A 25,513-nucleotide genomic window follows, 5' to 3' on the forward strand; every position below is an offset into this window, starting at 1 on the left:
TGCGTCCCGAGGGGCGCGCCGTTGCTTGAAGGGACCCCCGGCGCGGGCTAGCCTTCCGCCGACACGGTGGCGGCCGCCACGCGTCAGCCCGGCTCGAGGGAGGCCCCCCAGACATGGCTCGCAGCACGAGGAAGCTCGCCGGGAACGCCGTCTCCGCCGCGCGCAAGGCGATCCGGCGTACGCCGGCGTCCGCGGAGGCCGCGACCACCACCGGGAAGGCCGCCCCTGCCAAGGCTGCGGCCAGGAAGTCAGCCACCAAGACCGCGCCGCCCGCGAAGAAGGCGGCGCCCGCGAAGAAGGCGGCGCCCGCGAAGAAGGCGCCCGCCACGAAGGCCGCGCCGGCGAAGAAGGCCGCGCCCGCCACGAAGTCAGCCGCGAAGAAGGCGGCGCCCGCGAAGAAGGCGCCCGCCACGAAGGCCGCGCCGGCGAAGAAGGCGGCGCCCGCGAAGAAGGCGGCACCCGCGAAGAAGGCGGCGCCCGCGAAGAAGGCTGCGCCCGCGAAGAAGGCTGCTGCGAAGAAGGCCCCGGCCAAGAGGTCCGCGCCGCCCACGGTCGGCGCTCTTGCGGTCAAGGAGGGCGAGAGCGCCTGGACCAAGGCGGAGATCAAGGAGGTCCGCGCCGAGCTGACCGAGCACCGCGAGAAGGTGGTCGCCACGCTCGCCTCGCAGGAGGAGGAGCTCGCCGGGCTGATGCGTGACGCCGGCGACGGCGCCGGGCACGACCAGGCGGACATGGGCGCCACCAGCTTCGAGCGCGACCACGAGCTCACGGTGGTCAACAACGAGCGGGAGAAGCTGGCCCAGATCGACCGGGCGCTGGGGCGGATCGCCGACGGCACCTACGGCGTCTGTGAGTCCTGCGGCAACCCCATCGGCAAGATGAGGGTCATGGCGTTCCCGCGTGCGACACTGTGCCTGACATGCAAGCAGCGCGAGGAACGTCGCTGAGCGACGACACGACCACCGGCACGAGCCGCCCCACGGGCGGCTCGTCGCGGATCAGGTGGGTGCTCTTCGCCGTCGCCCTCACCGCGTACGCCGTCGACGTCGTGACCAAGCAGCTGGCCGTCCGGCGGCTCGCCGACGGCGACGTCCCGGTCCTGGGCGACTGGTTCGTGCTCCACCTGACCTTCAACCCCGGCGCCGCCTTCAGCCTCGGCACGAGCTACACCGTGGCGCTGAGCTGCCTGGCGATCACAGCCGTGGTCGTGGTGCTGTGGCTGTCCCGGCGGGTCGGGAGCATGGTCTGGGGCGTGGCCCTCGGGCTGCTGCTCGGCGGGGTCGCCGGCAACCTCACCGACCGTCTGGTGCGCGACCCGGGGCCGATGCGCGGCCACGTCGTGGACATGTTCATGGTCCCGAACTGGCCGGTCTTCAACATCGCCGACATCTGCATCAACATCGCCGCCGGGCTGATCGTGATCCAGGCCATCCGGGGGATCGCCCTCGACGGCACCCGGGAGAGGGCCACGGAGCAGTGACCCAGGCCGACCAGCGGACCCTGACGGTCCCGGAGGGCCTCGACGGGGAGCGCGTCGACGCCGCGCTCGCGCGCCTGTTCGGGCTCTCCCGCAGCCGTGCCGCCGACCTGATCTCCGAGGGGCACGTCCTCGTCGACGGACACAGCGTGGCCAAGAGCCACCGGGTCGAGCCGGGGACCCTCCTCGAGGTCAGCATCCCCGTCCAGTCCGACCCGCTGGCGGTCGTCCCCGGCATCGTCGAGGGCATCAGGATCGTCCACGACGACGAGTCGATCGTCGTGATCGACAAGCCCGTGGGCGTGGCCGTCCACCCCTCCCCGGGCTGGTCCGGTCCGACGGTGGTGGGTCACCTGGCCGGCGCGGGCTTCCGGATCGCGACCAGCGGCGCCTCGGAGCGGCAGGGGATCGTGCAGCGCCTCGACGTCGGGACGTCGGGCGTGATGGTGATCTGCAAGTCCGAGCGCGCCTACTCCGTGCTCAAGAACGCCTTCCGGCACCGCACCGTCGACAAGACCTACCACGCGCTCGTGCAGGGGCACCCGGACCCGCTGGAGGGGACGGTGGACGCGCCGATCGGGCGCCACCCCAAGCACGACTACAAGTTCGCGGTGATGGCCGACGGCCGCCACAGCGTCACCCACTACGAGACCCTCGAGGCGCACCGCTTCGCGAGCCTGCTCGAGATCACGCTCGAGACCGGTCGGACGCACCAGATCCGGGTCCACATGCAGGCCCTCAAGCACCCCTGCGTCGGCGACCTCACCTACGGCGCCGACCCGGTCCTGACCAAGCGGGTCGGCCTGCAGCGCCAGTGGCTCCACGCGATGCGGCTCGGCTTCGAGCATCCCGACACGGGGGACTACGTCTCCTACGAGTCGACCTACCCCGACGACCTCCAGCACGCGCTCGACGTGATCCGAGATGCCGACTGACCTGCTCCTCCGGCCGGCCACCGTCGCGGACGCTCCCGCGATGGCCGATCTCCACGTCGACAGCCGGCTCGCCAACATCGGGAGCATGCCCCCGATGGTGCACCCGCGTGATGCCGCGCACCGCTGGATGCGTGGTCGTCTGGAGGGCGACAGCACCGGCTGGGTCGCCGAGCGCGACGGTCGCGCGGTCGGCTACCTGGTCCTCACCGGCAACTGGCTCGACGACCTGTTCCTCGGACCGGGGGAGACCGGCCACGGAGTCGGAGCGGCCCTGATCGACGTGGCCAAGGCCGAGCGGCCCGAGGGCTTCTGCCTGTGGGTCTTCGAGACCAACCTCGGCGCCCGCCGGTTCTACGGGCGGCACGGCCTCGTCGAGCTCGAGCGGACCGACGGGTCGACCAACGCGGAGCGCGCCCCCGACGTACGCATGGTCTGGCCCGGGCGGGAGCCGCTGGTGTTCCTCCGCAGCCTGATCGACGAGGTCGACGACCAGCTCGGCGACCTGCTGGCCCGCCGGGTGGCGCTGACCCGGGTGGTCCAGACGTACAAGCCCGACCGCACCCGCGACCCCGAGCGTGAGCGCGAGATCGTGGCCCGGCTCGCCGGGAGCGTCCCCGAGCTCGGCGAGGACCGGCTGGCCCGGATCATGCACGTGATCATCAGCGAGAGCCTGGACGCCTCGCCCTGATCGGACTATCCCTCCCCCGGGGGGTTCTCCCACAGCCCGATCAGGTTGCCCTCGGTGTCGGTGAAGTAGCCGGCGAAGCCCATGTCGCCGACCGCCATCCGCCCGGAGACGACCGCGCCGCCGGCGTCGGTGACCTTGGCGAGGGCCTCGTCGATGCTCTCCACGTCGACCACCAGGTTGGGAGCCTTGCCGGGGAACTGCTCGCTGCGCGCGAACATGCCGCCGTTGATGAACCCGGGCTCCGTGGGGCCGGTCTGCTCGTCGCTGGGACCGGTCATGACCATCGTGTAGTCCATCTCCGGCACCGGCATCGCCTGCCAACCGAAGACGTCGCTGTAGAACCCGCGGGCACGGTCGCCGTCGTCGTACGGGATCTCGAAGTGCACCACCCTGCCGGACATCGCATCTCCCCTCCACGCGTACGACGCGGACCGCCGTACGGGGTCAGCCAACTCCGGTCCCGGGGTGGCGTCAACGGGCGTCATCGGACCTGTCGGAGCGTCCTGTCATCATCGGTCCGGAGGCTGCCGTAGGCTTCTGATCCTTCCCCCAGCAGCACCCACACCAGGGCCGCCGGCCACCTGCCGGTCGTCCGACGCAGCACGCCCGTCCGACCCTGAGGGGAGTGGCACCGCCACCGATGTCGTCCGACTCCTTCGCCCACCTCCACGTCCACACCGAGTACTCCATGCTCGACGGGGCCGCGCGGCTGGACGACCTCTTCAAGCGCACGGCCGAGCTGGGCATGGACTCGATCGCCATGACCGACCACGGCAACGTCTTCGGCGCCTACGAGTTCTGGTCCAAGGCGAAGGCCCACGGGGTGAAGCCGATCATCGGCATGGAGGCGTACTTCACGCCCAACACCTCCCGCTACGACAAGAAGCGGGTCCGCTGGAACAACGGCGGTGACGACGACGTCTCAGGCTCGGGCTCCTACACCCACATGACGCTGCTCGCGGAGTCCACGCAGGGCATGCACAACCTCTTCCGGCTCAGCAGCCGGGCGAGCATGGAGGGGTTCTTCTACCAGCCGCGGGCCGACCGTGAGCTCCTCTCGGAGTACTCCTCCGGCCTGATCGCGACCACCGGCTGCCCGTCCGGGGAGGTCCAGACCTGGCTGCGCATCGGCGACTACGCCAAGGCGCGGCAGGCGGCTGCCGACTTCCAGGACATCCTCGGGAAGGACAGCTACTTCCTCGAGCTGATGGACCACGGGCTCTCGATCGAGCGCCGCGTCCGCGACGACCTGCTCAAGCTGAGCAAGGACCTCGGCATCCCGCCGATCGCGACCAACGACTCCCACTACGTCCTGCGCGAGGACGCCCCCTCCCAGGAGCACCTGCTGTGCGTCTCCTCGGGCAGCGTGATGAGCGACCCCAAGCGCTTCAAGTTCGACGGCGACGGCTACTACATCAAGTCCGCGGCCGAGATGCGCGACCTGTGGCGCGACCTCCCCGAGGCCTGCGACAACACCCTCCTCATCGCCCAGCGGTGCGAGGTCGAGTTCACCGAGGGCAACGGCACCTACATGCCGCAGTTCCCGGTCCCCGAGGGCGAGGACGAGACCTCCTGGCTGGTCAAGGAGGTCGAGAAGGGGCTCCACGTCCGCTACCCCACCGGCATCCCCGACGAGGTCCGCAAGCAGGCCGAGTTCGAGATCGGCGTCATCACCCAGATGGGGTTCCCGGGCTACTTCCTCGTGGTCGCCGACTTCATCAACTGGGCCAAGGACAACGGCATCCGGGTCGGCCCGGGTCGCGGATCGGGTGCCGGGTCGATGGTCGCCTACGCGATGCGGATCACCGACCTCGACCCGTTGAAGCACGGCCTGATCTTCGAGCGGTTCCTCAACCCCGACCGCGTCTCGATGCCCGACTTCGACATCGACTTCGACGAGCGTCGGCGCGGTGAGGTGATCCGCTACGTCACCGACAAGTACGGCGACGACCGGGTCTCCTACATCGTCACCTACGGCACCATCAAGGCCAAGCAAGCCGTCAAGGACTCCTCCCGGATCCTGGGCTACCCCTTCGCGATGGGCGACCGGATCACCAAGGCGATGCCGGCCGCGGTGATGGGCAAGGACGTCCCGCTCAAGGACCTCTTCGACGCCGGCCACAAGCGCTTCGGCGAGGGTGGCGAGTTCCGGGCCCTCTACGACGGCGACGGCGACGTCAAGACGGTGGTCGACACCGCCATCGGCATCGAGGGCCTCAAGCGCCAGTGGGGCGTCCACGCCGCCGGCGTGATCATGTCGCGGGCGCCGCTGCTCGACGTCATCCCACTGATGAAGCGCCCGCAGGACGGCGCGATCATCACGCAGTTCGACTACCCGACCTGCGAGCGCCTCGGCCTGATCAAGATGGACTTCCTGGGGCTGCGCAACCTCACCGTCCTCGACGACGCGCTGCGCAACATCCAGATCAACCGTGGCGAGACCGTGGTCCTCGAGGAGCTCGAGCTCACCGACCCGGCGACGTACGCCCTGCTCGCCCGCGGTGACACCCTCGGTGTCTTCCAGCTCGACGGCGGCCCGATGCGGGCACTGCTGCGCTCGATGCGCCCCGACACCTTCGAGGACATCTCCGCGGTCGGTGCGCTCTACCGCCCCGGTCCGATGGGAGCCGACTCCCACAACAAGTACGCCCGCCGCAAGACCGGTCGCGAGCCGGTGGAGGCGATCCACCCCGAGCTCGCGGAGCCGCTCGAGGAGATCCTGGGGGAGACCTACGGCCTGATCGTCTACCAGGAGCAGGTCATGGCCATCGCCCAGAAGCTCGCGGGCTACAGCCTCGGACAGGCCGACATCCTGCGCCGGGCGATGGGCAAGAAGAAGAAGGAGGAGCTGGACAAGCAGTTCGCCGGCTTCTCCGGGGGCATGACCGAGCGCGGCTACTCCATGGCGGCGGTCAAGACGCTCTGGGACATCCTGCTGCCCTTCTCCGACTACGCCTTCAACAAGGCCCACTCGGCCGCCTACGGCCTGGTGTCCTACTGGACGGCCTACCTCAAGGCCAACTACCCGGCCGAGTACATGGCCGCGCTCCTGACGTCCGTCAAGGATGACAAGGACAAGATGGCGATCTACCTCAACGAGTGCCGCCGGATGAAGATCCAGGTGCTGCCGCCCGACGTCAACGAGTCGCAGGCGACCTTCACGCCGGTGGGCCACGACATCCGCTTCGGCCTCACCGCGATCCGCAACGTCGGCGCCAACGTCGTCAGCCAGATCGTCGCCGCGCGCGAGGAGCAGGGCCGCTACCTCGACTTCAACGACTTCATGGGCAAGGTCCCCGCGCTCGTCTGCAACAAGCGGGTCATCGAGTCGCTGGTCAAGGCCGGGGCCTTCGACGACATGAAGCACCTGCGGCGAGCACTGGTCGCCGTCCACGAGACCGCCGTCGACCAGTACGTCGACATCAAGCGCAACGAGGCGATCGGCCAGGACTCGCTCTTCGCCGGCCTCGACGGGGGCGACGACGGTGGCGGCACCGGCTGGGGGATCTCGGTCTCGATCCCCGACCTGGAGGAGTGGGACAAGATGACCCTCCTCGGGCACGAGCGCGAGATGCTCGGCCTCTACGTCTCCGACCACCCGCTGCTCGGCCTCGAGCACCTGCTGTCGACCAGCAGCGACTGCAGCATCGGGCAGCTCATGCTCGACGAGGAGCGTGCCGACGGGTCGCCGATCACCGTCAGCGGCCTGGTCACCTCGGTGCAGCGCAAGATCACCAAGCGTGGCGACAACTGGGCGATGGTGACCCTCGAGGACCTCGACGGTGCGATCGACGTGCTGCTCTTCCCGAGCGCCTACCAGCTGGCCAGCACCCTGCTCAACGAGGACGCGATCATCACCGTCAAGGGCCGGCTCTCCCGGAGCAAGGACCAGCCCGAGATCCACGGCCAGGAGGTCAGCCTCCCCGACCTCAGCGACGGCCCGGCCGGGCCGGTCGTGATCAGCCTACCCGCCACGCGGTGCACCGGTCCGGTCGTCGAGCAGCTCAAGGACGTCCTCGGCACCCACCCGGGCGTCACCGAGGTGCAGCTGCGACTGATGTCGCGCGCGTCCACGACCGTGCTGCGCCTCGACGACCGGCTGCGGGTGACGCCGACCCCGGCACTGTTCGCCGACCTCAAGCAGCTGCTGGGGCCCGGGTGCCTGGCGAGCTGACCACTCGCCCGTCCGACCGTGTCGACGCCACGAGCCCGGTCCGTGAGGCGGTGCTCCTGCTCGCGCTCTTCGCGGCCGGCGGAGCGGTCGCGGGCCTGGTGTGGCACTGGCTGTGGAGCCCGCCGTCCGGGGTCGTGCTCGACGGGGTCTGGTACCCCGACGCCGCGGGGCTGACCGAGGTCTTCCCCGCGACCGGTCTCTACGTCCTCGTCGGCGTCGTCACCGGGCTGCCCCTGGGCGTCACGAGCGGCCTGGTCCTCGCCCGCCGCCCGCTGGTCACCCTGGCGCTCGTGGTCGTGGGCTCGGCGCTCGCGGCGTGGCTGATGCTGGTGGTCGGCCAGGTCGGTGCGCCGCCCGACCCGCAGCCGCTGGCCGCCCGCGCCGCCAACGGGACAACGCTTCCCGGGACCCTGGCGGTGTCGGGCTGGAGCCCCTTCGTCGCGATCCCGATCGGCGCGCTGGCAGGGCTGTGCACGATCCTGATCTGCGTCTCTCCCAGACCGCCTGTTGCACCGACGGCGGTCGGCGACGGCGGTTAGGCTGGGGGCGCCGACGACTCGGCCGCGGGGCGTTCGCGCGCCCATCCATCTCGGACGAGCACGACCACACAGGGGGAACCACGTGTCCACGACCACTCCGCCGCCGGAGGGCCCCGGCGGGCCTGAATACCTCGAGCAGGGCGGCGGTGAGCCCGCACCCCGCTCGTCGAGCGGTGGCGGCGGCCGCCGTACGGCGCTGGTCGCGGGCGGCGCGGTCGCCGTGCTGGCCCTCGCGGGGGCCGGCACCTGGGCCGCGATGAGCTTCCTCGGCAGCGGCGCCCAGCCGGCCGAGGCGCTCCCGGCCGGCACCCTCGGCTACGCCAGCATCGACCTCGACCCGAGCGGGTCGCAGAAGATCGAGGCCGTGCGGACCCTCAACAAGTTCCCGGCGATCAAGGAGGAGCTCGGCCTCGCCGCCGACGACGACCTGCGCCGCAAGATCTTCGAGGAGGCGCTCACCGACTGCGACTCCGTCTCCTACGCCGACGACGTCGAGCCGTGGCTCGGCAACGCCTTCGCGGTCGCGGCCGTCGACACCGGTGAGGAGCAGCCCTCGCCCGTCTTCGTCGCCGAGATCAGCGACGCTGCGGCCGCCGAGGAGGGCCTGACCGCCGTCCGCGAGGGCTGCGGCTCCGAGGAGGGCGGCTGGTCGATCGAGGGTGACTGGGCCGTGGCGGCCGAGACCGACGAGATCGCCCAGCAGGTCACCGACGCTGCGGCCGAGGGCACCCTCGCCGACGACAGCGACTACCAGGACTGGATGGCGGAGGTCGGTGACGAGGGTGTCATCACGATGTACGCCGCCCCCGAGGCCGGCCCGCTCATGGCCGACCTGATGGCCTCCGACCTCGCTGGCATGGCACAGGGCGGGATGCCCGGCGGGATGGGCCCGCAGGGCGCCGTCCCCGAGGAGCTCACGGCGCAGCTCGAGGAGTTCCCGGGCGCTGCGGCCACCGTCCGCTTCGCCGACGGCGCGGCGGAGCTCGAGTTCGTCGGCGGCGTTGCGGCGACCGGGGTGCTCGAGTCCGACGCGGAGGGCGTCGACACGGTCACGTCGCTGCCGGCCGACACCGCCGCAGCCTTCGGCATGGCTCTCCCGGACGGGTGGGGTCAGAAGCTGCTCGACCAGATGTCGTCGATGTCCGGCGGCCAGATGGACCCCGAGCAGCTCGTCGCCCAGGCCGAGCAGATGACGGGCCTGTCGCTCCCCGAGGACCTCGAGGCCCTGCTGGGTGACTCGACGGCGATCGCCCTCGGCGGCGACTTCTCCGCCGAGGCGCTGGCGAACTCCTCCGACGGCAGCGACGTCCCGGTCGGCATCAAGGTCGACGGTGACGCCGCCGAGGTGCAGCGGGTGCTCGACCAGCTCACGACCACCTTCGGGCCCGGTTTCGAGCAGGTCCTCGGCTCCGACGCCGACGACGACACCGTGGCGGTGGGCCCCAACGCCGACTACCGCTCCGACCTGCTCGCCGACGGCGGGCTCGGTGACTCCGAGGCGTTCCAGCGCGTGGTCCCCGAGGCCGACAGCTCCTCGGTCGTGCTGTTCGTCAACTTCGACGCCGGTGACTGGCTGTCCGGCCTGACGGCCGGCGACGACCAGGCCGCGGCCAACACCGAGCCCCTGGACTCGCTGGGGTTCAGCGTCTGGCAGGACGACGAGGTCTCCCACGGCCTGCTGAAGCTCACGACCGACTGACGGCTCAGTCCCGGCCGACCCGGTCCACGATCGCTCCGGTGATCGTGACCAGGTCGGCCGGTCTGATCTCCAGGTCGAGGCCGCGGCGCCCGGCCGACACGAGCACGGTGTCGTGGTCGAAGGCCGAGACGTCCACGACGGTCGGGTGCTGCCGCTTCTGGCCCACGGGGGAGATGCCGCCGGCGACGTACCCGGTCGCCCGCTCCGCCGCGGCGACCTCCGCCATCACGGCCCTGCTGCCGCCGAGGGCTCGCGCGAGGGCCTTGAGGTCCAGCTGCCCCGAGACCGGGACCACCGCGACCACCAGCTGGCCGCCTCGACCCGGGTCGGCCGACAGGTCGAGGCTCGCGAGCAGGGTCTTGAAGACCCGGGCGGGGTCGACGCCGAGCGCCTGCGCGGCCTCCAGCCCGTACGACTCCGCGCGCGGGTCGTGCTCGTAGGCGCGCAGCGTGTAGTCGGTCCCGGCCCGGTCCAGCGCGACCGTCGCCGGCGTCCCCCCGGCCCGTTTGCGCGCCATCGTCAGTTGGGGGACCAGCGGGTCCGGGCCACCTCGGTGGCCGGCAGCGAGGGGATGACGTTCATCGCCCGGAGCTCGGCGCGCAGCAGGTCGGTGACCAGGACCAGCCGGGTCGTGGCGTCCTCGGCCTCCAGGAGCGACTGGCGGTCGGGCATGGGGAGGGGGGCCAGGGCGGCGAGCGCCCAGGAGAGGTAGGACGGGTCGCGCGGCAGCTCGGTCGGCTCGATGTCGCCCCGGATCGCCGTGAGCGCGGCCCGGTAGGCGGTGAACATCGCCCGGGCGGCGTCGGTGACGTCCTCCGGCACGTCCGGCGGCGGCTCGGGGCGGGCGGTCACGTGACCGACGGGGTAGGGGCCGCCGGTCTCCAGCCTGTCGAGCTGGAAGCGGTCGAGCCCCACGGCCACGAGGTCGAAGCTGCCGTCGGGGTGAGCCTCGACGTCGGTCATCCGGATCCGGCAGCCGACCCGGTAGAGCGACTGGTTGCCGTGGTCGCCGACCTCGTAGCCCTCCCGGATCGCCACGGAGCCGAAGACCCGCTCGACCGGGTCGGAGACCCGCAGCAGGTGGTGGACCAGCGCCCGGTAACGGTCCTCGAAGACGTGCAGCGGCATGCTGACGCCCGGGAACAGCACCGTCCCCAGCGGGAACATCGGCAGCGTGTCGCTCACGGTTCGACTCTAGGCCCTCCCCGCGGCCCGTCCCGGCGTACGACGGGGATGTCGGCCGTGTCCCGCCCCGAACCTAGAATCGGGGCATGATCCGTCGCATCGACCTGCGGGGCGCCTCCGCCCCTGCCGACTACCGCGCCGTCGTGCCCCGCGCGGAGCTCGACGTCGAGGCCGCGACCCATCTGATCCGGCCGGTCGTCGAGGCGGTCCGCACGCGGGGCGTCGAGGCGGTCCTCGAGTACGGCGCGCAGTTCGACGGCGTGGTCGCCGACGACGTCGTCGTGCCGCGCGAGGCGCTGCAGACCGCTCTCGACGAGCTCGACCGGACCGTCCGGTCTGCGCTGGAGGAGTCGGTCCGCCGGCTCCGCGCCACCTGCGAGGCCGAGCTCGAGCACGACGTCACCACCGAGCTCGCCACCGGCGCCGTGGTGACCCACCGCAAGGTTCCGATGGGCCGGGTCGGCCTCTACGTCCCCGGCGGACTCGCGCCGCTGGTCTCGAGCGTCGTCATGAACGTGGTCCCCGCCCAGGTCGCCGGCGTCGGTTCGATCGCCCTGGCCAGCCCGCCCCAGAAGGACCACGGCGGTCTGCCGGAGCCCACGATCATGGCCGCCTGCGCCCTGCTCGGCGTCGACGAGGTCTACGCCGTCGGCGGCGCCCAGGCCATCGCGATGTTCGGCTACGGCGCAGGCCCCTGCCGGCCGGTCGACCTCGTCACCGGCCCGGGCAACATCTACGTCGCCGCCGCCAAGCGGCTGCTGCGCGGCGTGGTCGGCATCGACTCCGAGGCCGGCACCACCGAGATCGCGATCCTCGCCGACGACACCGCCGACCCGGCGTACGTCGCGGCGGACCTGATCAGCCAGGCCGAGCACGACCCGGCCGCCGCCAGCGTGCTGGTGACCGACTCCGAGCGGCTCGCCGACGAGGTCGTCGTCGAGCTCGAGAAGCAGGTCCACGAGACCCGGCACACCGAGCGGATCAGCACCGCCCTCGGCGGGCAGCAGTCCGGGATCGTCCTCGTCGACGACGTCGACCAGGGCGTGGCGGTCGTCGACGCCTACGCCGCCGAGCACCTCGAGATCCACACCCGCGACGCGGTGGCCGTGGCGGCCCGGGTGCGCAACGCCGGCGCGATCTTCGTGGGCCCGTACGCCCCGGTCAGCCTCGGCGACTACTGCGCCGGCTCCAACCACGTGCTCCCCACCGCGGGCTGCGCCTGCCACTCCAGCGGGCTCTCGGTCCGGGCGTTCCTGAAGTCGGTGCACGTCGTCGACTACTCCCGCGCAGCCCTGGCGGAGGTCGCCGGCCACGTCGGGGTCCTCGCCGAGGCCGAGGACCTGCCGGCCCACGGCCGCGCGGTGGCGATCCGGCTGGACGAGCAGTCATGACGTGGCCTCCCCTGCGGGAGGAGCTGCGGGGCCTGGCGCCGTACGGCGCGCCCCAGCTCTCCCTCGAGCAGGCACCCGTCCAGCTCAACGTCAACGAGAACCCCTATCCGCCGAGCGCCGCGTGCGTAGCCGACATCGCGCGGGCCGCGGGCGAGGCGGCAGCCGGTCTGAACCGCTACCCCGACCGGGAGTTCGTGGAGCTCCGCGCCGCCCTGGCCGCCTACCTGGGCCAGGACGGTGGCCGCGACCTGACCCCGGCCCACGTCTGGGCGGCCAACGGCTCCAACGAGGTGATGCTGCAGCTGCTGCAGGCCTTCGGCGGGCCGGGTCGGGTGGCTCTGAGCTTCGCGCCGACGTACTCGATGTATCCCGAGTACGCCCGTGACACCCTCACCGAGTGGGTCGTCGGGCACCGCGAGGAGGACTTCACCCTCGACCTCGACCACGCCCGCGACCTGGTGCTCGAGCGGCGACCGTCGGTGGTGCTGCTGCCGAGCCCGAACAACCCGACCGGCACCGCGCTCCCGCCCGAGGCGGTCGGCCTGCTCTGCGAGGCCGCGGGGGACGGGCTGGTCGTCGTCGACGAGGCGTACGGCGAGTTCCGCCGCGCCGGCACCCCCAGCGCCCTCGAGCTGCTGCCCGACCACCACAACCTGGTCGTGACACGCACGATGAGCAAGGCGTTCGCCCTGGCCGGCGCCCGGCTCGGCTACCTCGCCGCCGACCCTGCGATCTGCGACGCGATCCGGGTCGTCCGGCTGCCGTACCACCTCTCGGCCGTGACGCAGGCGACCGCGCTGTCGGCGCTGCGCCACACCGACGAGCTGCTCGCGCAGGTCGACGAGCTCAGGGCCGAGCGTGACCGGACGGTCGCCTGGCTGCGCGAGCAGGGGCTCACCGTCGCCGACAGCGACGCCAACTTCGCGCTCTTCGGCACCTTCGACGACCGGCACGCGGTCTGGCAGGCGCTGGTCGACCGTGGCGTGCTGATCCGGGAGACCGGTCCGTCCGGATGGTTGCGGGTGTCCATGGGCACCCCCGCGGAGATGGGACAATTCCGGACGGCACTCACCGAGGTGATGAAGGAGATGTCATGACGCGCACCGCCACCGTGGACCGGCAGACCAGCGAGTCCAAGGTCCACGTCGAGCTCGACCTCGACGGATCGGGGCGCCACGACGTGTCCACCGGCGTCGGGTTCTACGACCACATGCTCATCGCCTTCGCCCGGCACGCGCTGGTCGACCTCGTCGTCCAGAGCCAGGGCGACACCCACATCGACGCCCACCACACCGTCGAGGACACCGCGATCGTGCTCGGCCAGGCGATCCGCGAGGCCCTCGGCGACAAGGCTGGCATCCGCCGCTTCGGCGATGCCACGGTGCCGCTCGACGAGGCGCTGGTGCAGGCCGTGGTCGACGTGTCCGGCCGGCCGTACTGCGTCCACACCGGCGAGCCCGAGGGACAGGCGTACGTCGTCATCGGTGGCGACACCGGCCCCGGCTACTCCGGCTCCCTGACCCGCCACGTCTTCGAGACCCTCGCCTTCCACGCCCACCTGGCGCTGCACGTGAGGGTGCTCGCCGGTCGCGACCCGCACCACCTGGTCGAGACGCAGTTCAAGGCCTTCGCACGCGCCTTCCGCGACGCCGTGGCGCTGGACCCGCGCGAGACGGGGATCCCCTCGACCAAGGGTGCGCTGTAGTGCCGGACGTCGTCGTCCTCGACTACGGGTCCGGCAACCTCCGCTCCGCCGTCCGCGCGCTCGAGCGTGCCGGCGCCGACGTGACGCTCACCGCCGACTTCCAGGCCGGCCTCGCCGCTGACGGGCTCGTGGTCCCCGGCGTCGGGGCGTACGCCGCCTGCATGGCCGGTCTGCGCGGGGTCAAGGGCGACCGGATGATCGGCCGGCGGCTGGCCGGTGGCCGTCCGGTGCTCGGGATCTGCGTCGGCATGCAGGTCCTCTTCGCCCGCGGCGTCGAGCACGGCGTCGAGACCGAGGGCTGCCACGAGTGGCCCGGCGTGGTCGAGCGGCTGCAGGCACCGGTCGTCCCGCACATGGGCTGGAACACCGTCGAGGCACCAGACGGGACCGCGCTGTTCGCCGGCATCGAGGACGAGCACTTCTACTTCGTGCACTCCTACGGCGTCCGCGACTGGGTGCTCGAGACCAACGACCGCACCCGCGCCCCGCTCGTGACCTGGGCCGAGCACGGCGGTGACCGCTTCGTCGCCGCCGTCGAGAACGGCCCGCTCACCGCCACCCAGTTCCACCCCGAGAAGTCCGGGGACGCCGGAGCCGCGCTGCTGCGCAACTGGGTCTTGTCGCTGTGACGGGTCGCGACCGACGCTTGCGGCCGATGCCTCCCCCTCCAGGCGCGCGACTCGCACACCAGGTCGACCGGGGCGCCGGCGGCAGGCGACAGGTGTACCGGCCCAGCCCGAGGTTCGTCCGCGAGTCTCTGGGGTTCGTGCCCGTTGCCTGGGTGACGAACCCCGGGGTTCCCCGGTCGACCGGGGAAACCCCAGGCGGCCCCACCGCCCCGACGGTCACTACCCTCGTCCCGTGAGCGACTTCCCTTCGACAGGCTCAGGACAGAGCCTCGAGCTGCTGCCCGCCGTCGACATCGCCGGGGGCCAGGCGGTGCAGCTGGTGCAGGGGGTGGCCGGCTCGGAGAAGCGGTTCGGCGACCCGGTCGAGGCGGCGATGCGCTGGCAGGACGCCGGGGCGGAGTGGATCCACCTCGTCGACCTCGACGCCGCCTTCGGGCGCGGCCACAACCGCGAGCTGCAGGCCCAGATCGTGGGCGCCCTCGACATCCGGGTCGAGATGAGCGGCGGGATTCGTGACGACGAGTCGCTCGCGGCCGCGATGGCGACCGGGTGTCGGCGGGTCAACATCGGCACCGCCGCTCTCGAGCAGCCGGAGTGGTGCGCCGCCGCGATCGCGGAGTACGGCGACCGGGTCGCGGTCGGCCTCGACGTCCGTGGTCGGACCCTCGCGGCCCGCGGCTGGACCCGCGACGGCGGCGACCTCTACGACGTCCTGGCGCGTCTCGACGCCGAGGGCTGTGCCCGCTACGTCGTCACCGACGTCAACAAGGACGGCATGCTCGAGGGGCCCAACCTGCAGCTGCTGGCCGACGTGTGCGCGGCCACCGAACGACCCGTCGTGGCGAGTGGCGGCATCACCGAGCTCTCCGACCTCGAGGCGCTGCAAGGCCTGGTCGGCCAGGGCGTGGAGGGCGCCATCATCGGCACCGCGCTCTACGAGGGCCGGTTCACGCTCGAGCAGGCGCTCGCCCTGACCCGGGGGACGCGCGCATGACCCTGGCCGTCCGGGTCATCCCCTGCCTCGACGTCGACGGTGGCCGGGTCGTCAAGGGTGTCAACTTCCAGGACCTCCGCGACGCCGGTGACCCGGTGGCCCTCGCGAAGCTCTACGACGCCGAAGGGGCCGACGAGCTCACCTTCCTCGACATCTCCGCCTCCCACGAGGGCCGCGCGACGACCATGGAGATGGTCTCCCGCTGCGCCGAGGAGGTCTTCATCCCGCTGACGGTGGGCGGCGGGATCGGCAGCGTCGCCGACGTGGACCGGCTGCTGCGCGCGGGTGCCGACAAGATCGCCGTCAACACCGCGGCCATCCGCCGGCCCGAGCTCGTCGCCGAGATCGCCGACCGGTTCGGCAACCAGGTGCTGGTGCTCTCCGTCGACGCCCGTCGCGCCCCCGACACCGACTCCGGCTTCGAGGTCACCACCCACGGTGGTCGTACGTCGACCGGGCTCGACGCCGTCGAGTGGGCCCGCCGGGCCGCGGACCTCGGCGCAGGCGAGATCCTGCTCAACGCCATGGACGCCGACGGCACGACCGACGGCTTCGACCTCGACCTGATCGCCGCCGTCCGCCGCGTGGTGTCGATCCCCGTGATCGCCAGCGGGGGAGCGGGCCGTCTCGAGCACTTCGCACCGGCCGTCGACGCCGGCGCCGGCGCCGTCCTGGCTGCCACGGTCTTCCACTTCGGCACGCTGCGGATCGCCGACGTCAAGCAGGCGCTCGCCGCGGCCGGTCACCCGGTGCGTGCCTAGGACATCCGGCGAGCCGCGTCAGCCCCGCGGGTCGGGCTCGCGGACCACGACGTGGTGGACCGGGACGTCCAGGCGTTCCCTCGCCCTGGCCACGAGGTCGTGGCGCAACCACGTGGAGTGGTCGTCGGGCTGGGTCGAGATCACCACGTGGTCGGCGTGGAAGCGGCGCATCGCCTGGTCGAGGGCGACCAGCGGCCGGTAGTCCCCGAGCTCGCCGTCGACGGTGAGCCCGCGATCGCGCAGCATCTCGAGGGTCTGCTCGAGCCGGCGGGTGGCAGCGGTCGTGGTCGCCTCCCACACGAACGCCGCGCCCTCCCGGTCGGCCTCACCGGTGTCGACCGGGTTGGCGGGGACGACGACGTAGTAGTCCGCCGAGCCGCTGCCCGGCAGCTGCTCCAGCGCGTCGTGCAGCTCCTCGCCGGTCAGCGTCCGGTTGGCGAGCACCAGCACCTTGCGGGCCTGCGCCCGGTCGGCGGCACGACCCGTGCCGATCGCCTCGACCTCCTCGGCCGACACCGAGCCGCCGCGCCACCGGGTGACCCCGTAGAGCGCGAGGACGACGCCGAAGGACAGCAGGCTGAGCAGCAGCTGCGAGCGGGTGTCGGCGTTGAAGGCCATCTGCAGCAGCACCGCGACGATGCCCAGAGCGGCGACGCCCGTGAGCCACGGGAAGAGCCACATCTTCACGGTGAGCTCCGCCTCGTCCGTGCGGCGGCGCAGCACGAACTGGGACACGGCGATCAGCAGGTAGACGAACAGGATGACCGCGCCGGAGGAGTTGAGGAGGAACAGGAACACGGTGTCCGGCGAGACGTACGCGGCGATGACGCTGAGGAAGCCCACCACCGTCGACGCGAGGATCGCCCACACGGGGACGCCTCGCCCGTTGACCGTGATCAGCCGCATGGGCGCCTCGCGCCGGGCGCCGAGCACGAAGAGCATCCGGGAGGCGGTGTAGAGCCCCGAGTTGAGGCAGGAGAGGACCGCGGTGAGCACGACCGCGTTCATCAGGTGGTCGGCGTACGGGATGCCCATCGCGGTGAACGCGGCGACGAACGGGGAGGACCCGAGCTCGTTGTCGTTCCACGGCAGGATGCACACCAGCAGCAGCGCGGAGCCGACGTAGAAGGTCAGCACCCGCACGATCACCGACTGGGTGGCCCGGGCGATCGCCTTCTCCGGGTCGTGCGACTCGGCCGCCGCCACGGTGGCGATCTCGGCCCCGACCATCGAGAAGACCACGACGACGATGCTGGAGAAGATCGCGCCGATGCCGTGGGGGAGGAACCCGCCGTGGGCGGTCATGTTGCTGACGTCGAAGCTCTGTCCCGGCCAGAGGCCGACGACGAACAGGGTTCCCAGCACGAGGAAGACGATGATCGCCGCGACCTTGATGCTCGCGAACCAGTACTCGAACTCGCCGTAGGAGGAGACGGAGACGAGGTTGGTGGCGGTCATCAGCACCATCAGGCCCAGGGACAGCATCCACAGCGGCGCGTCGAACCAGTACGTGAGGATCTGGGCCCCGGCGACGGCCTCGAAGCCGACCACGATCACCCAGAAGTACCAGTAGAGCCAGGCGACCGAGAAGCCCGCCCAGCCGCCGAGCGCCTTGCGGGAGTAGTCGGAGAACGACCCGGTGGACGGGTTCGCGGTGGCCATCTCGCCGAGCATCCGCATCACCAGGACGATGAGTGCACCGGTGACCAGGTAGGTGAGGAAGGCGCCCGGCCCGGCCTCGGTGATCACCGCGCCGGAGCCGACGAAGAGGCCGGCGCCGATGACGCCGCCGATGGCGATCATCGTCAGGTGCCGCTGCTTGAGGCCCTTGCGCAACTCCCCCGTCTGGGACGGGGAGCCCGAGGCCTCCGGCTCGACGGTGTGGGTCATGGAGCCTCCCGGTGCCTGCGGCACCCGAGATGGCCCCGCACAGCTCGCGAGTCTTCCCCCCGGACGCTCGAGGCCGCAACCACCCCTCCGGACGGGTGGGCGTCCGTCGGAGCCGCGCCGGGCCCCGAACGCCGTCGCGGAGTCCTACTCTTCTCGCATGCGCACGACCATCCGAGGCACCGGCCTCGCCACCCTCACCGCGGTGGCCCTCATGCTCACCGCCTGCGCCCCGCGCGACGAGGCGACCACGGCCCAGGACGACGCCTCGCCGTCGGCGGACGCCTGCGACCGGGACAATCTCGACACCTACTCGGAGGGTGTCCTGACCATCGCCACCGACAACCCGGCGTACCCGCCCTGGTTCGTCGACAACGACCCCAGCAACGGCCAGGGCTACGAGTCGGCCGTGGCCTACGCGATCGCCGAGCAGCTCGGCTTCGCCCAGGACGAGGTCGAGTGGGCCAAGGTGCCGTTCAACGCGGTCGTGAGCCCGGGCGAGAAGAAGTTCGACTTCGACGTCAACCAGGTCTCCATCACCGAGGAGCGTCGCCAGGCCGTCGACTTCTCCAGCGGCTACTACGACGTCCGGCAGGCGGTCGTCACCACGGCCGGAAGTGCCATCGACGGGGCCTCGAGCGTCGACGAGCTGCAGGACGCCAAGCTCGGCGCCCAGGTCGGCACCACCAGCTACACCGCCATCACCGACCAGATCCAGTCCTCCCAGGAGGCGGCGCCGTTCGACACGAACGACCAGGCGGTGCAGGCGCTGAACAACGGGCAGATCGACGGCATCGTGGTCGACCTTCCGACGGCGTACTTCATGACGGCGGTGCAGCTCGACGACGGCGTGATCGTCGGCCAGCTGCCGCAGACCGGCGGTGAGGTGGAGCAGTTCGGGGCGGTGCTCGACCTCGACAGCCCGCTCACCGACTGCGTCAGCCAGGCGGTCGACACGCTCCGTGAGGACGGCACCCTCGACGAGCTGGCCGACGAGTGGCTGGCCCAGCAGGGCGCACCGGAGCTGTCCTGAGCGGTCAGCCGACGGCCCCGGCCTGGGAGCCCTCGGCCGTCCAGAGGGAGCGCGACGCCTTCCGGCGCCGGCGGACGCTGCGCAGCGCGCTGGTGGCGTTCGCCAGCACCACGGTGCTGCTCGGGCTGGCGGGGTGGGCGGTCGTCAGCTCCCCGGGCTGGGAGCGGGTCCAGGAGACCTACTTCGACTGGGACAAGGCGGTCGACTCGTTCCCCGCCGTCCTCGACGGGTTGTGGCTCAACATCCGGGTGATGCTGATCTGCGCGGTGCTGATCCTGCTGCTCAGCCTCACGATCGCGGTGATGCGGACCGTCCGGGGGCCGGTGGCCTTCCCGCTGCGGCTCCTCGGGACGGTGTACGTCGACGTGTTCCGCGGCCTGCCGCTGCTGCTCCTGCTGTTCCTGCTCGGCTTCGGCGGGCCGGCGCTCGACCTCGCGGGCCTGCCGCGGTCGGCCCTCTTCTGGGGCTGCGCGGCGCTGGTGCTGTCCTACTCCGCCTACGTCGCGGAGGTGTTCCGCGCGGGGATCGAGTCGGTCCACCCCTCGCAGCGGCTGGCCGGCCGGGCGCTCGGGCTGAGCTATGCCCAGAACCTTCGCCTCGTGGTGCTGCCACAGGCCTGGCGTCGCGTCCTGCCACCCCTGATGAACGACCTGGTCTCGCTGCAGAAGGACTCCGGCCTGATCGCCGTGCTCGGCGTGGTCGACGCGATCCAGGCGGCCCGCATCGAGACGGCGAAGGACTTCAACTACACGCCGTACGTCGTGGCCGGGTTCCTCTTCATCTGCCTGACCATCCCGATGGCGCGCGCCACGGACTGGTTCGCGCGCAAGCAGGGCTTCCACGGGGCCGGAGGGATGCTCTGATGGCGCTGCTCGAGATGGCGGGCGTCCGCAAGAGCTTCGGCCGCAACGTCGTGCTGCGCGACGTCGACCTGGTGGTCGAGCCCGGCCAGTGCGTGGTGCTGATCGGTGCGTCCGGGTCGGGCAAGTCGACCCTGCTGCGCTGCGCCAACCTGCTCGAGGTCGTCGACGACGGGAGGATCACCTTCGAGGGGGAGGACATCACCGACCCGCGGGTCGACGCCGACGCGGTCCGGGCGCGGATGGGCCTGGTCTTCCAGGCCTACAACCTGTTCCCGCACCTCTCCGTGGTCGGCAACCTGACGCTCGCGCTGGTCAAGGTGCACGGCGTCGGCCGTGACGAGGCCGAGGAGCGCAGCCTCGCGATGCTGGACCGGGTCGGGCTGCGGGAGAAGGCCACCGCGAGGCCCGACGACCTCTCCGGCGGCCAGCAGCAGCGGGTGGCCATCGCCCGGGCTCTGGTCGCCCAGCCGGCGCTGATGCTGCTCGACGAGGTGACCTCCGCGCTCGACCCCGAGCTCGTCGGCGAGGTGCTCGACCTGCTCGGCGAGCTCAAGGCCGAGGGCGTGACCATGCTGCTCAACACCCACGAGATGGGCTTCGCCCGCGAGGTGGCCGACACGGTCTGCTTCCTCCACGACGGCGTGATCCACGAGCGCGGTACACCGGCCGAGGTGCTCGGCGCCCCGCGGGAGGAGCGGACGCGGACGTTCCTGGCGCGGCTTCGGACCTGATCGGGGTGTCGTGGCCTTGTCGGTTTCCCCGGGCGACCGGGGAAGCTGACCGGGGCGAGCTTGCCCAGCACAAGCCCCCGTACACGGGATCGTCGTTGCCGACGGCAACCGATTGGGTTCCTGTCGGTCCTGCGGAATAGCCTGTCCGGGCGCGCGGTTGCGCGATGACGGACGAGGGGAGCCTGGGCCAAAGTGGCGGACGAGTGGAGCGAGCACCGCGGGTCGACGACGCGTGAGGGGTTCGCCGTACTCGGCGTCGCCATCAGGCGGGAGCCCGGCATCTTCGCCCTCTCCACCGTCGGGAGCGTGCTCTTCGGGGCGCTGACCGTCGCCGACGCCTGGGTGCTCGGGTGGGCCACCGACCACGTCGTGATCCCCGCCTTCGCCACCGGCGAGGTCGACAGCAGCCTGTTGTGGGCCGTCCTCGCCCTCTTCCTCGGCGTCGCCCTGCTGCGCGCGGTCGGCATCGTGGCCCGCCGCCTCGGCGCCGGCATCATGCAGTACCGCATGCAGGCGCACACCCGCCGTGCGGTCACGCGCCAGTACCTCTCGCTCCCCATGGAGTGGCACCAGCGCCACCCGACGGGGCAGCTGCTCTCCAACGCCTACTCCGACGTCGAGGCGGCCTGGGGTCCCATCGCGCCGCTGCCGATGGCGGTGGGCACGCTCGTGATGATGGTCATCGCCATCGTGCAGATGCTGCTCGCCGACGTCGTGCTGGCGCTGGTCGGGCTGCTGGTCTTCCCCGCGGTCGTGGTCGCCAACCTCGCCTACCAGCGCCTCGCCTCCCCGCTGATGACGCGCGCCCAGGGCCTCCGCGCCGAGGTGAGCGAGATCGCCCACGAGTCCTTCGACGGCGCCCTGGTGGTCAAGACCCTGGGCCGTGAGGGGGAGGAGACCGAGCGCTTCCGCCGCAAGGCCCACGAGCTGCGCGACGTCAACGTCCGGGCCGGCCGGATCCGGGCCGCCTTCGACCCCACCCTCGCCTCGCTGCCCAACATCGGGGTGCTGGTGGTCCTCGCGGTGGGGACCGCGCGCGTGATCAGTGGAGCCTCCGACGCCGGCGACGTCGTGACCGTCGCCTACCTGCTGACGATCGTGTCCTTCCCGATCCGCTCCATCGGCTGGCTGCTCGGGGAGTTCCCCCGCAGCGTGGTCGGCTACCACCGCGCCCAGCGGGTGGTGGAGGCCACCGGCGCCATGGCGTACGGCGAGCGCGCGCTGGCCGCCGACGGTTCCGGCGCCCGGCTCGAGGTCGACCGGCTGGCCTACTCCTTCGAGGAGGACGCCCCGCTCCTGGACGGGGTCAGCTTCGACGTCGAGCCCGGCCGGACGGTCGCGCTCGTCGGCGCCACCGCCTCGGGCAAGAGCACCCTCACCAACCTGCTCACCCGGCTCTTCGACCCCGACCGGGGCCGGGTGCTCGTCGACGGTGTCGACCTGCGCGACCTGGCCCGCGGCGAGCTGGCCGGCTCGGTGTCCGTGGTGGGTCAGACCGCGTTCCTGTTCGACGACACGGTCCGCGACAACGTCACGCTCGGTGCCGACCTGCCCGACGAGGAGGTCTGGGAGGCGCTGCGCGCCGCCGAGGCGGACGGCTTCGTGGCGGCCCTGCCCGACGGCCTCGACAGCCGCCTGGGCGAGCGCGGCACGTCCCTGTCCGGTGGCCAGCGGCAGCGCATCTCGCTGGCCCGCGCCCTCGTCCGACGCCCACGGCTGCTGATCCTCGACGACGCGACGTCGGCGGTCGATCCCGAGGTCGAGGCCCGGATCCTCCAGACGCTGCGGGCCGACGACCGGGGCGGCACCGTGGTCGTCGTCGCCTACCGCAAGGCCACGATCGGGCTCGCCGACGAGGTGATCCACCTCGCGGGTGGCCGGGTCGCCGACCGGGGCACCCATGCCGAGCTGCTCGGCCGCAGCCCCGCGTACGCCCGGCTGGTCAACGCCTACGAGCAGGCCGCCCACGAGGCCGCCGAGTCGGCCGGCGAGCGTGCGGGGGAGCGCCGATGAGCACCGCGACGACGGAGCCGACGAGCGGCACCCGCCTCGACACCGGCGAGGACCTCGCCCCGATCGAGACCATCCGCCGCGGGGTCGCGATCAGCCCCGAGCTCAAGGAGGGCTTCCGGCTCACCCTGCTGCTGGCCGTCATCGCGTCCTTCGGCCAGGTGATCGTGCCGATCGCGGTGCAGCAGACCCTCGACCAGGGGCTCCGGGGCGACGGCGGTCCCGACGTGTCCTTCGTGGTCCTGATCGGGCTGGTCTGCTTCGTGGGCATCGTGCTCACCAGCGCCGCCTCCTACCTCATGACCAGCCGGCTCTTCCGCACCTCCGAACGCGGCCTCGCCACCTTGCGGATCAAGGCGTTCCGCCACGTCCACGACCTGCCTCTGCTGACTCAGAACACCGAGCGTCGCGGCGCCCTGGTCTCCCGGGTGACCACCGACGTCGACCAGGTCAGCCAGTTCCTGGTCTTCGGTGGCCTGATCTTCATCGTCAGCATCGGCCAGATCCTGGTCGCGACCGCGATCATGCTCGTCTACAGCTGGCAGCTCACGATCGTGGTGTGGGTCGCGTTCGCGCCGCTGTTCCTCTCGATCCGCTGGTTCCAGCGCAAGCTGACCGCGGCCTACGCCGTCGTACGCCGCCAGGTCGGCGTGCTGCTCTCGGCGATCTCGGAGCCGGTCGTCGGCGCCGAGGTGGTCCGCGCCTACGCCGTCGAGGACCGTACCCAGCACCGCATCGACACCGCGATCGACGAGTTCAAGGCCGCCAGCGTGAAGGCCCAGCAGTACACCGTGGTGTCGTTCTCCCTCGGCGGCATCTCCGCCGGGCTGGCCAACGCCGGCGTGATCATCGTGGGCGTGATGCTCGGCTTCACCGGAGACATGACCGCGGGCCGGGTGCTGGCCTTCGCCTTCCTGGTGACCCTCTTCGTCGGACCCGTCCAGATGGGCACCCAGATCCTCACCGACGCCCAGAACGCCATCGCGAGCTGGCGCCGGGTGATCGGCATCCTGGAGACCCCGGCCGACCTCGTCGACCCCGGCGAGGACGGCCAGGTGCTGCCGCGCGGCCCGATCGACGTCACCTTCGACGGCGTGACCTTCGCCTACCCGGGCGGGTCGCCGGTGCTCCACGACGTGTCGATGACCATCGACTCCGGCACCCGCATCGCCATCGTCGGCGAGACCGGTTCCGGCAAGTCGACCTTCGCCAAGCTGCTGACCAGGCTGATGGACCCCTCGCGGGGTGCGGTGCTGCTCGACGGCATCGACGTCCGCGACCTCGCCCAGCGCAGCCTCAGGTCCAGCGTGGTGCTGGTCCCGCAGGAGGGCTTCCTCTTCGACGACACGATCACGGCCAACGTCCGCTACGGCAAGCTCGACGCGACCGAGGCGGAGATCCGTGCCAGTGCCGCCGAGCTCGGCCTCAGCGACTGGCTCGACGGCCTGCCCCGCGGCCTCGAGACGCAGGTCGGCCAGCGCGGCGAGTCGCTGTCGGCGGGGGAGCGCCAGCTGGTCGCCCTGCTCCGCGCCCACCTCGCCGACCCCGACCTGCTCGTGCTCGACGAGGCCACCAGCGCCGTCGACCCGCAACTGGAGATGCGGATAGCCCGGGCGCTGGAGCGGTTGATGTCGGGCCGCACCAGCGTCACCATCGCCCACCGGCTGTCGACGGCCGAGAGCGCCGACGAGGTCGTCGTGGTCGACCGTGGCCGGATCGTGCAGCGTGGTCCCCACGCGCGGCTGGCAGCCGAGGAGGGGTCGGTCTACGCCGGCCTCTATGCCTCCTGGGTCGCCCAGAGGGCACCCGCGGGCGGGGCGGGCTGACGACCGGTCCGGTGGGATGATGGGCGCATGACCGATCTCGACCCCGCGATCGCCGCCCGCCTCAAGCGGACCGCCGAGGGCCTGGTGCCGGCGGTGGTCCAGCAGCACGACACCGGCGAGGTGCTGATGCTCGGCTGGATGGACGACGAGGCGCTGGCCCGGACCCTCGAGACCGGCCGGGCGACGTACTGGTCGCGCTCGCGCCAGGAGTACTGGGTCAAGGGCGAGACCTCGGGCCACGTCCAGGACGTCCACGAGATCCGGCTCGACTGCGACGGCGACACCCTGCTGGTCAAGGTCGACCAGACCGGCGTCGCCTGCCACACCGGCGACCGCACCTGCTTCGACGCCGACCTGGTGCTCGGGGATGGCTGAGCCCGCCGCCGGGCGGAGGCGTACGTTCGGGCCGGTCGTGGCCCTCGGCCTCGCCGCGGGCCTGCTCGTCTCGCTCGCAGGCAACCAGGCATGGGTCGTCGACCGTTCGGTGCCGGAGGGGAGCGACCCGCTCGGCCAGGTGTCCGAGGCCGGGGAGATGCCGCTCGCGCTCGCGCTGGGGCTGGTGGTGCTCGCCTGCTGGGGCGTGGTGCTGGTGACCCGCCGGGTCGTACGCCGGGCGGTGCTCGTGCTGGCGTGCCTGGTCTCGCTCGGGCTGGTCGCGGCGGTCGTGTCCGGCTACCTCACGCTGCCCGACCAGGTGCTCGAGGCGTTCCCCACCGGGGCGACCCGCACCGACGTCGGGCTCACCGAGACGACGGGGTGGTTCTGGGCCGCGGCCCTCGGGGCGCTCGCCTCGGTCGTGGCGACCGTCCTCGCCGTCGCGTGGTGCCCGGCCTGGCCGGAGATGGGGAGCCGCTACGACGCCCCCGGCGGGCGAGGTGTGGCCGACGTACCTCTGGAGGAGCAGTCGAGCATCGACCTGTGGAAGTCGATGGACGAGGGCCGTGACCCGACCGCCTGAGCGGTTTCACTACACTTGCCCCGCACCG

The 25,513-nt window shown here is 71.8% G+C and carries 24 protein-coding genes; 20 read left to right on the forward strand and 4 right to left on the reverse strand.

Annotated features, from left to right (window positions below):
• Positions 1-113 precede the first annotated feature (113 nt).
• The 4 genes from EXE57_RS20425 to EXE57_RS00190 are packed head-to-tail and all read left to right on the forward strand — an operon-like array spanning position 114 to position 3,100.
• Positions 114-947: a TraR/DksA family transcriptional regulator gene (locus EXE57_RS20425; protein ID WP_135072887.1), complete on the forward strand. Its 834-nt coding sequence runs from the start codon at positions 114-116 to the stop codon at positions 945-947.
• A complete protein-coding gene (gene lspA / locus EXE57_RS00180) occupies positions 920-1,480 on the forward strand; it encodes a signal peptidase II (protein ID WP_135072889.1) in 561 nt (186 codons plus the stop codon). Before EXE57_RS20425 ends, lspA begins: the two co-directional genes overlap by 28 nt.
• Positions 1,477-2,412 (forward strand): RluA family pseudouridine synthase, encoded by a 936-nt coding sequence (locus EXE57_RS00185; protein WP_135072891.1) that lies wholly within the window; start codon positions 1,477-1,479, stop codon positions 2,410-2,412. Before lspA ends, EXE57_RS00185 begins: the two co-directional genes overlap by 4 nt.
• A complete protein-coding gene (locus EXE57_RS00190; protein ID WP_135072893.1) occupies positions 2,402-3,100 on the forward strand; it encodes a GNAT family N-acetyltransferase in 699 nt (232 codons plus the stop codon). Before EXE57_RS00185 ends, EXE57_RS00190 begins: the two co-directional genes overlap by 11 nt.
• A gap of 5 nt (positions 3,101-3,105) precedes the next feature.
• On the opposite strand, the gene EXE57_RS00195 is transcribed toward EXE57_RS00190, so the two are convergent.
• The gene (locus EXE57_RS00195) at positions 3,106-3,501 is read right to left on the reverse strand and encodes a VOC family protein (RefSeq protein ID WP_135072895.1); all 396 of its coding nucleotides are present in this window, start codon (positions 3,499-3,501) and stop codon (positions 3,106-3,108) included.
• 239 nt (positions 3,502-3,740) lie between these two features.
• On the opposite strand from EXE57_RS00195, the gene dnaE reads away from it, so the two are divergent.
• The 3 genes from dnaE to EXE57_RS00210 all read left to right on the forward strand — a co-directional run bounded on the left by dnaE (position 3,741) and on the right by EXE57_RS00210 (position 9,512).
• Positions 3,741-7,274, forward strand: a complete 3,534-nt coding sequence (gene dnaE, locus EXE57_RS00200) for a DNA polymerase III subunit alpha (RefSeq protein WP_135080441.1) — start codon at positions 3,741-3,743, stop codon at positions 7,272-7,274.
• Positions 7,259-7,813, forward strand: coding sequence for a hypothetical protein (locus tag EXE57_RS00205; protein WP_135072897.1), 555 nt, complete (start codon positions 7,259-7,261; stop codon positions 7,811-7,813). The genes dnaE and EXE57_RS00205 overlap by 16 nt, the downstream gene beginning before the upstream one ends.
• Before the next feature lie 82 nt (positions 7,814-7,895).
• On the forward strand, positions 7,896-9,512 hold the full coding sequence (locus EXE57_RS00210; RefSeq protein ID WP_167305761.1) for a DUF3352 domain-containing protein: 1,617 nt from the start codon (positions 7,896-7,898) through the stop codon (positions 9,510-9,512).
• A gap of 4 nt (positions 9,513-9,516) precedes the next feature.
• Here EXE57_RS00210 and ybaK read toward each other — a convergent pair whose 3' ends face one another.
• Together ybaK and EXE57_RS00220 are read right to left on the reverse strand one after the other, a co-directional pair.
• The gene (gene ybaK / locus EXE57_RS00215) at positions 9,517-10,029 is read right to left on the reverse strand and encodes a Cys-tRNA(Pro) deacylase (RefSeq protein ID WP_135072901.1); all 513 of its coding nucleotides are present in this window, start codon (positions 10,027-10,029) and stop codon (positions 9,517-9,519) included.
• 2 nt (positions 10,030-10,031) lie between these two features.
• Positions 10,032-10,697, reverse strand: coding sequence for an LON peptidase substrate-binding domain-containing protein (locus tag EXE57_RS00220; RefSeq protein ID WP_135072903.1), 666 nt, complete (start codon positions 10,695-10,697; stop codon positions 10,032-10,034).
• 86 nt (positions 10,698-10,783) lie between these two features.
• Here EXE57_RS00220 and hisD point away from each other — a divergent pair, with 86 nt between their 5' ends.
• The 6 genes from hisD to hisF all read left to right on the forward strand — a co-directional run bounded on the left by hisD (position 10,784) and on the right by hisF (position 16,177).
• Positions 10,784-12,088 carry a histidinol dehydrogenase gene (gene hisD, locus EXE57_RS00225; RefSeq protein ID WP_135072905.1) on the forward strand — a complete coding sequence of 435 codons (1,305 nt, stop codon included), beginning with the start codon at positions 10,784-10,786 and terminating at the stop codon, positions 12,086-12,088.
• Complete coding sequence (locus EXE57_RS00230; RefSeq protein WP_135072907.1) at positions 12,085-13,185, forward strand: histidinol-phosphate transaminase; 1,101 nt, start codon at positions 12,085-12,087, stop codon at positions 13,183-13,185. Before hisD ends, EXE57_RS00230 begins: the two co-directional genes overlap by 4 nt.
• Positions 13,182-13,793, forward strand: coding sequence for an imidazoleglycerol-phosphate dehydratase HisB (gene hisB / locus EXE57_RS00235; RefSeq protein WP_135072909.1), 612 nt, complete (start codon positions 13,182-13,184; stop codon positions 13,791-13,793). The genes EXE57_RS00230 and hisB overlap by 4 nt, the downstream gene beginning before the upstream one ends.
• Positions 13,793-14,422, forward strand: coding sequence for an imidazole glycerol phosphate synthase subunit HisH (hisH, locus tag EXE57_RS00240; protein ID WP_135072911.1), 630 nt, complete (start codon positions 13,793-13,795; stop codon positions 14,420-14,422). The genes hisB and hisH overlap by 1 nt, the downstream gene beginning before the upstream one ends.
• 232 nt (positions 14,423-14,654) lie before the next feature.
• Entirely contained in the window at positions 14,655-15,416 is a 762-nt protein-coding gene (priA, locus tag EXE57_RS00245) for a bifunctional 1-(5-phosphoribosyl)-5-((5-phosphoribosylamino)methylideneamino)imidazole-4-carboxamide isomerase/phosphoribosylanthranilate isomerase PriA (protein ID WP_135072913.1), read from the forward strand.
• The gene (hisF, locus tag EXE57_RS00250) at positions 15,413-16,177 is read left to right on the forward strand and encodes an imidazole glycerol phosphate synthase subunit HisF (RefSeq protein WP_135072915.1); all 765 of its coding nucleotides are present in this window, start codon (positions 15,413-15,415) and stop codon (positions 16,175-16,177) included. The genes priA and hisF overlap by 4 nt, the downstream gene beginning before the upstream one ends.
• A gap of 18 nt (positions 16,178-16,195) precedes the next feature.
• On the opposite strand, the gene EXE57_RS00255 is transcribed toward hisF, so the two are convergent.
• Positions 16,196-18,067 (reverse strand): amino acid permease, encoded by a 1,872-nt coding sequence (locus tag EXE57_RS00255; RefSeq protein ID WP_135072917.1) that lies wholly within the window; start codon positions 18,065-18,067, stop codon positions 16,196-16,198.
• 157 nt (positions 18,068-18,224) lie between these two features.
• Between EXE57_RS00255 and EXE57_RS00260 the strand changes: the two genes are divergently transcribed.
• From EXE57_RS00260 to EXE57_RS00290, 7 genes are all read left to right on the forward strand, one after another.
• Entirely contained in the window at positions 18,225-19,097 is an 873-nt protein-coding gene (locus EXE57_RS00260) for an ABC transporter substrate-binding protein (RefSeq protein ID WP_135072919.1), read from the forward strand.
• On the forward strand, positions 19,061-19,960 hold the full coding sequence (locus EXE57_RS00265; protein ID WP_244246920.1) for an amino acid ABC transporter permease: 900 nt from the start codon (positions 19,061-19,063) through the stop codon (positions 19,958-19,960). The genes EXE57_RS00260 and EXE57_RS00265 overlap by 37 nt, the downstream gene beginning before the upstream one ends.
• Entirely contained in the window at positions 19,960-20,691 is a 732-nt protein-coding gene (locus tag EXE57_RS00270; RefSeq protein ID WP_135072921.1) for an amino acid ABC transporter ATP-binding protein, read from the forward strand. Before EXE57_RS00265 ends, EXE57_RS00270 begins: the two co-directional genes overlap by 1 nt.
• A gap of 192 nt (positions 20,692-20,883) precedes the next feature.
• The gene (locus EXE57_RS00275; RefSeq protein WP_135072923.1) at positions 20,884-22,704 is read left to right on the forward strand and encodes an ABC transporter ATP-binding protein; all 1,821 of its coding nucleotides are present in this window, start codon (positions 20,884-20,886) and stop codon (positions 22,702-22,704) included.
• Positions 22,701-24,527 carry an ABC transporter ATP-binding protein gene (locus tag EXE57_RS00280; protein ID WP_135072925.1) on the forward strand — a complete coding sequence of 609 codons (1,827 nt, stop codon included), beginning with the start codon at positions 22,701-22,703 and terminating at the stop codon, positions 24,525-24,527. The genes EXE57_RS00275 and EXE57_RS00280 overlap by 4 nt, the downstream gene beginning before the upstream one ends.
• Positions 24,528-24,554: 27 nt before the next feature.
• Positions 24,555-24,902: a phosphoribosyl-AMP cyclohydrolase gene (hisI, locus tag EXE57_RS00285; RefSeq protein ID WP_135072927.1), complete on the forward strand. Its 348-nt coding sequence runs from the start codon at positions 24,555-24,557 to the stop codon at positions 24,900-24,902.
• Positions 24,895-25,485: a Trp biosynthesis-associated membrane protein gene (locus EXE57_RS00290; RefSeq protein WP_135072929.1), complete on the forward strand. Its 591-nt coding sequence runs from the start codon at positions 24,895-24,897 to the stop codon at positions 25,483-25,485. Before hisI ends, EXE57_RS00290 begins: the two co-directional genes overlap by 8 nt.
• Positions 25,486-25,513: the final 28 nt, after the last annotated feature.

This window comes from Nocardioides euryhalodurans, from assembly GCF_004564375.1.
GTDB lineage: Bacteria > Actinomycetota > Actinomycetes > Propionibacteriales > Nocardioidaceae > Nocardioides > Nocardioides euryhalodurans.

Coding starts and splice junctions, on each gene's coding strand:
- EXE57_RS20425 (WP_135072887.1), top strand. CDS start 114: ATGGCTCGCAGCACGAGGAAGCTCGCCGGGAACGCCGTCTCCGCCGCG.
- lspA (WP_135072889.1), top strand. CDS start 920: ATGCAAGCAGCGCGAGGAACGTCGCTGAGCGACGACACGACCACCGGC.
- EXE57_RS00190 (WP_135072893.1), top strand. CDS start 2,402: ATGCCGACTGACCTGCTCCTCCGGCCGGCCACCGTCGCGGACGCTCCC.
- EXE57_RS00195 (WP_135072895.1), bottom strand. CDS start 3,501: ATGTCCGGCAGGGTGGTGCACTTCGAGATCCCGTACGACGACGGCGAC.
- dnaE (WP_135080441.1), top strand. CDS start 3,741: ATGTCGTCCGACTCCTTCGCCCACCTCCACGTCCACACCGAGTACTCC.
- ybaK (WP_135072901.1), bottom strand. CDS start 10,029: ATGGCGCGCAAACGGGCCGGGGGGACGCCGGCGACGGTCGCGCTGGAC.
- hisD (WP_135072905.1), top strand. CDS start 10,784: ATGATCCGTCGCATCGACCTGCGGGGCGCCTCCGCCCCTGCCGACTAC.
- EXE57_RS00230 (WP_135072907.1), top strand. CDS start 12,085: ATGACGTGGCCTCCCCTGCGGGAGGAGCTGCGGGGCCTGGCGCCGTAC.
- hisB (WP_135072909.1), top strand. CDS start 13,182: ATGACGCGCACCGCCACCGTGGACCGGCAGACCAGCGAGTCCAAGGTC.
- hisF (WP_135072915.1), top strand. CDS start 15,413: ATGACCCTGGCCGTCCGGGTCATCCCCTGCCTCGACGTCGACGGTGGC.
- EXE57_RS00255 (WP_135072917.1), bottom strand. CDS start 18,067: ATGACCCACACCGTCGAGCCGGAGGCCTCGGGCTCCCCGTCCCAGACG.
- EXE57_RS00260 (WP_135072919.1), top strand. CDS start 18,225: ATGCGCACGACCATCCGAGGCACCGGCCTCGCCACCCTCACCGCGGTG.
- EXE57_RS00270 (WP_135072921.1), top strand. CDS start 19,960: ATGGCGCTGCTCGAGATGGCGGGCGTCCGCAAGAGCTTCGGCCGCAAC.
- EXE57_RS00280 (WP_135072925.1), top strand. CDS start 22,701: ATGAGCACCGCGACGACGGAGCCGACGAGCGGCACCCGCCTCGACACC.
- hisI (WP_135072927.1), top strand. CDS start 24,555: ATGACCGATCTCGACCCCGCGATCGCCGCCCGCCTCAAGCGGACCGCC.
- EXE57_RS00290 (WP_135072929.1), top strand. CDS start 24,895: ATGGCTGAGCCCGCCGCCGGGCGGAGGCGTACGTTCGGGCCGGTCGTG.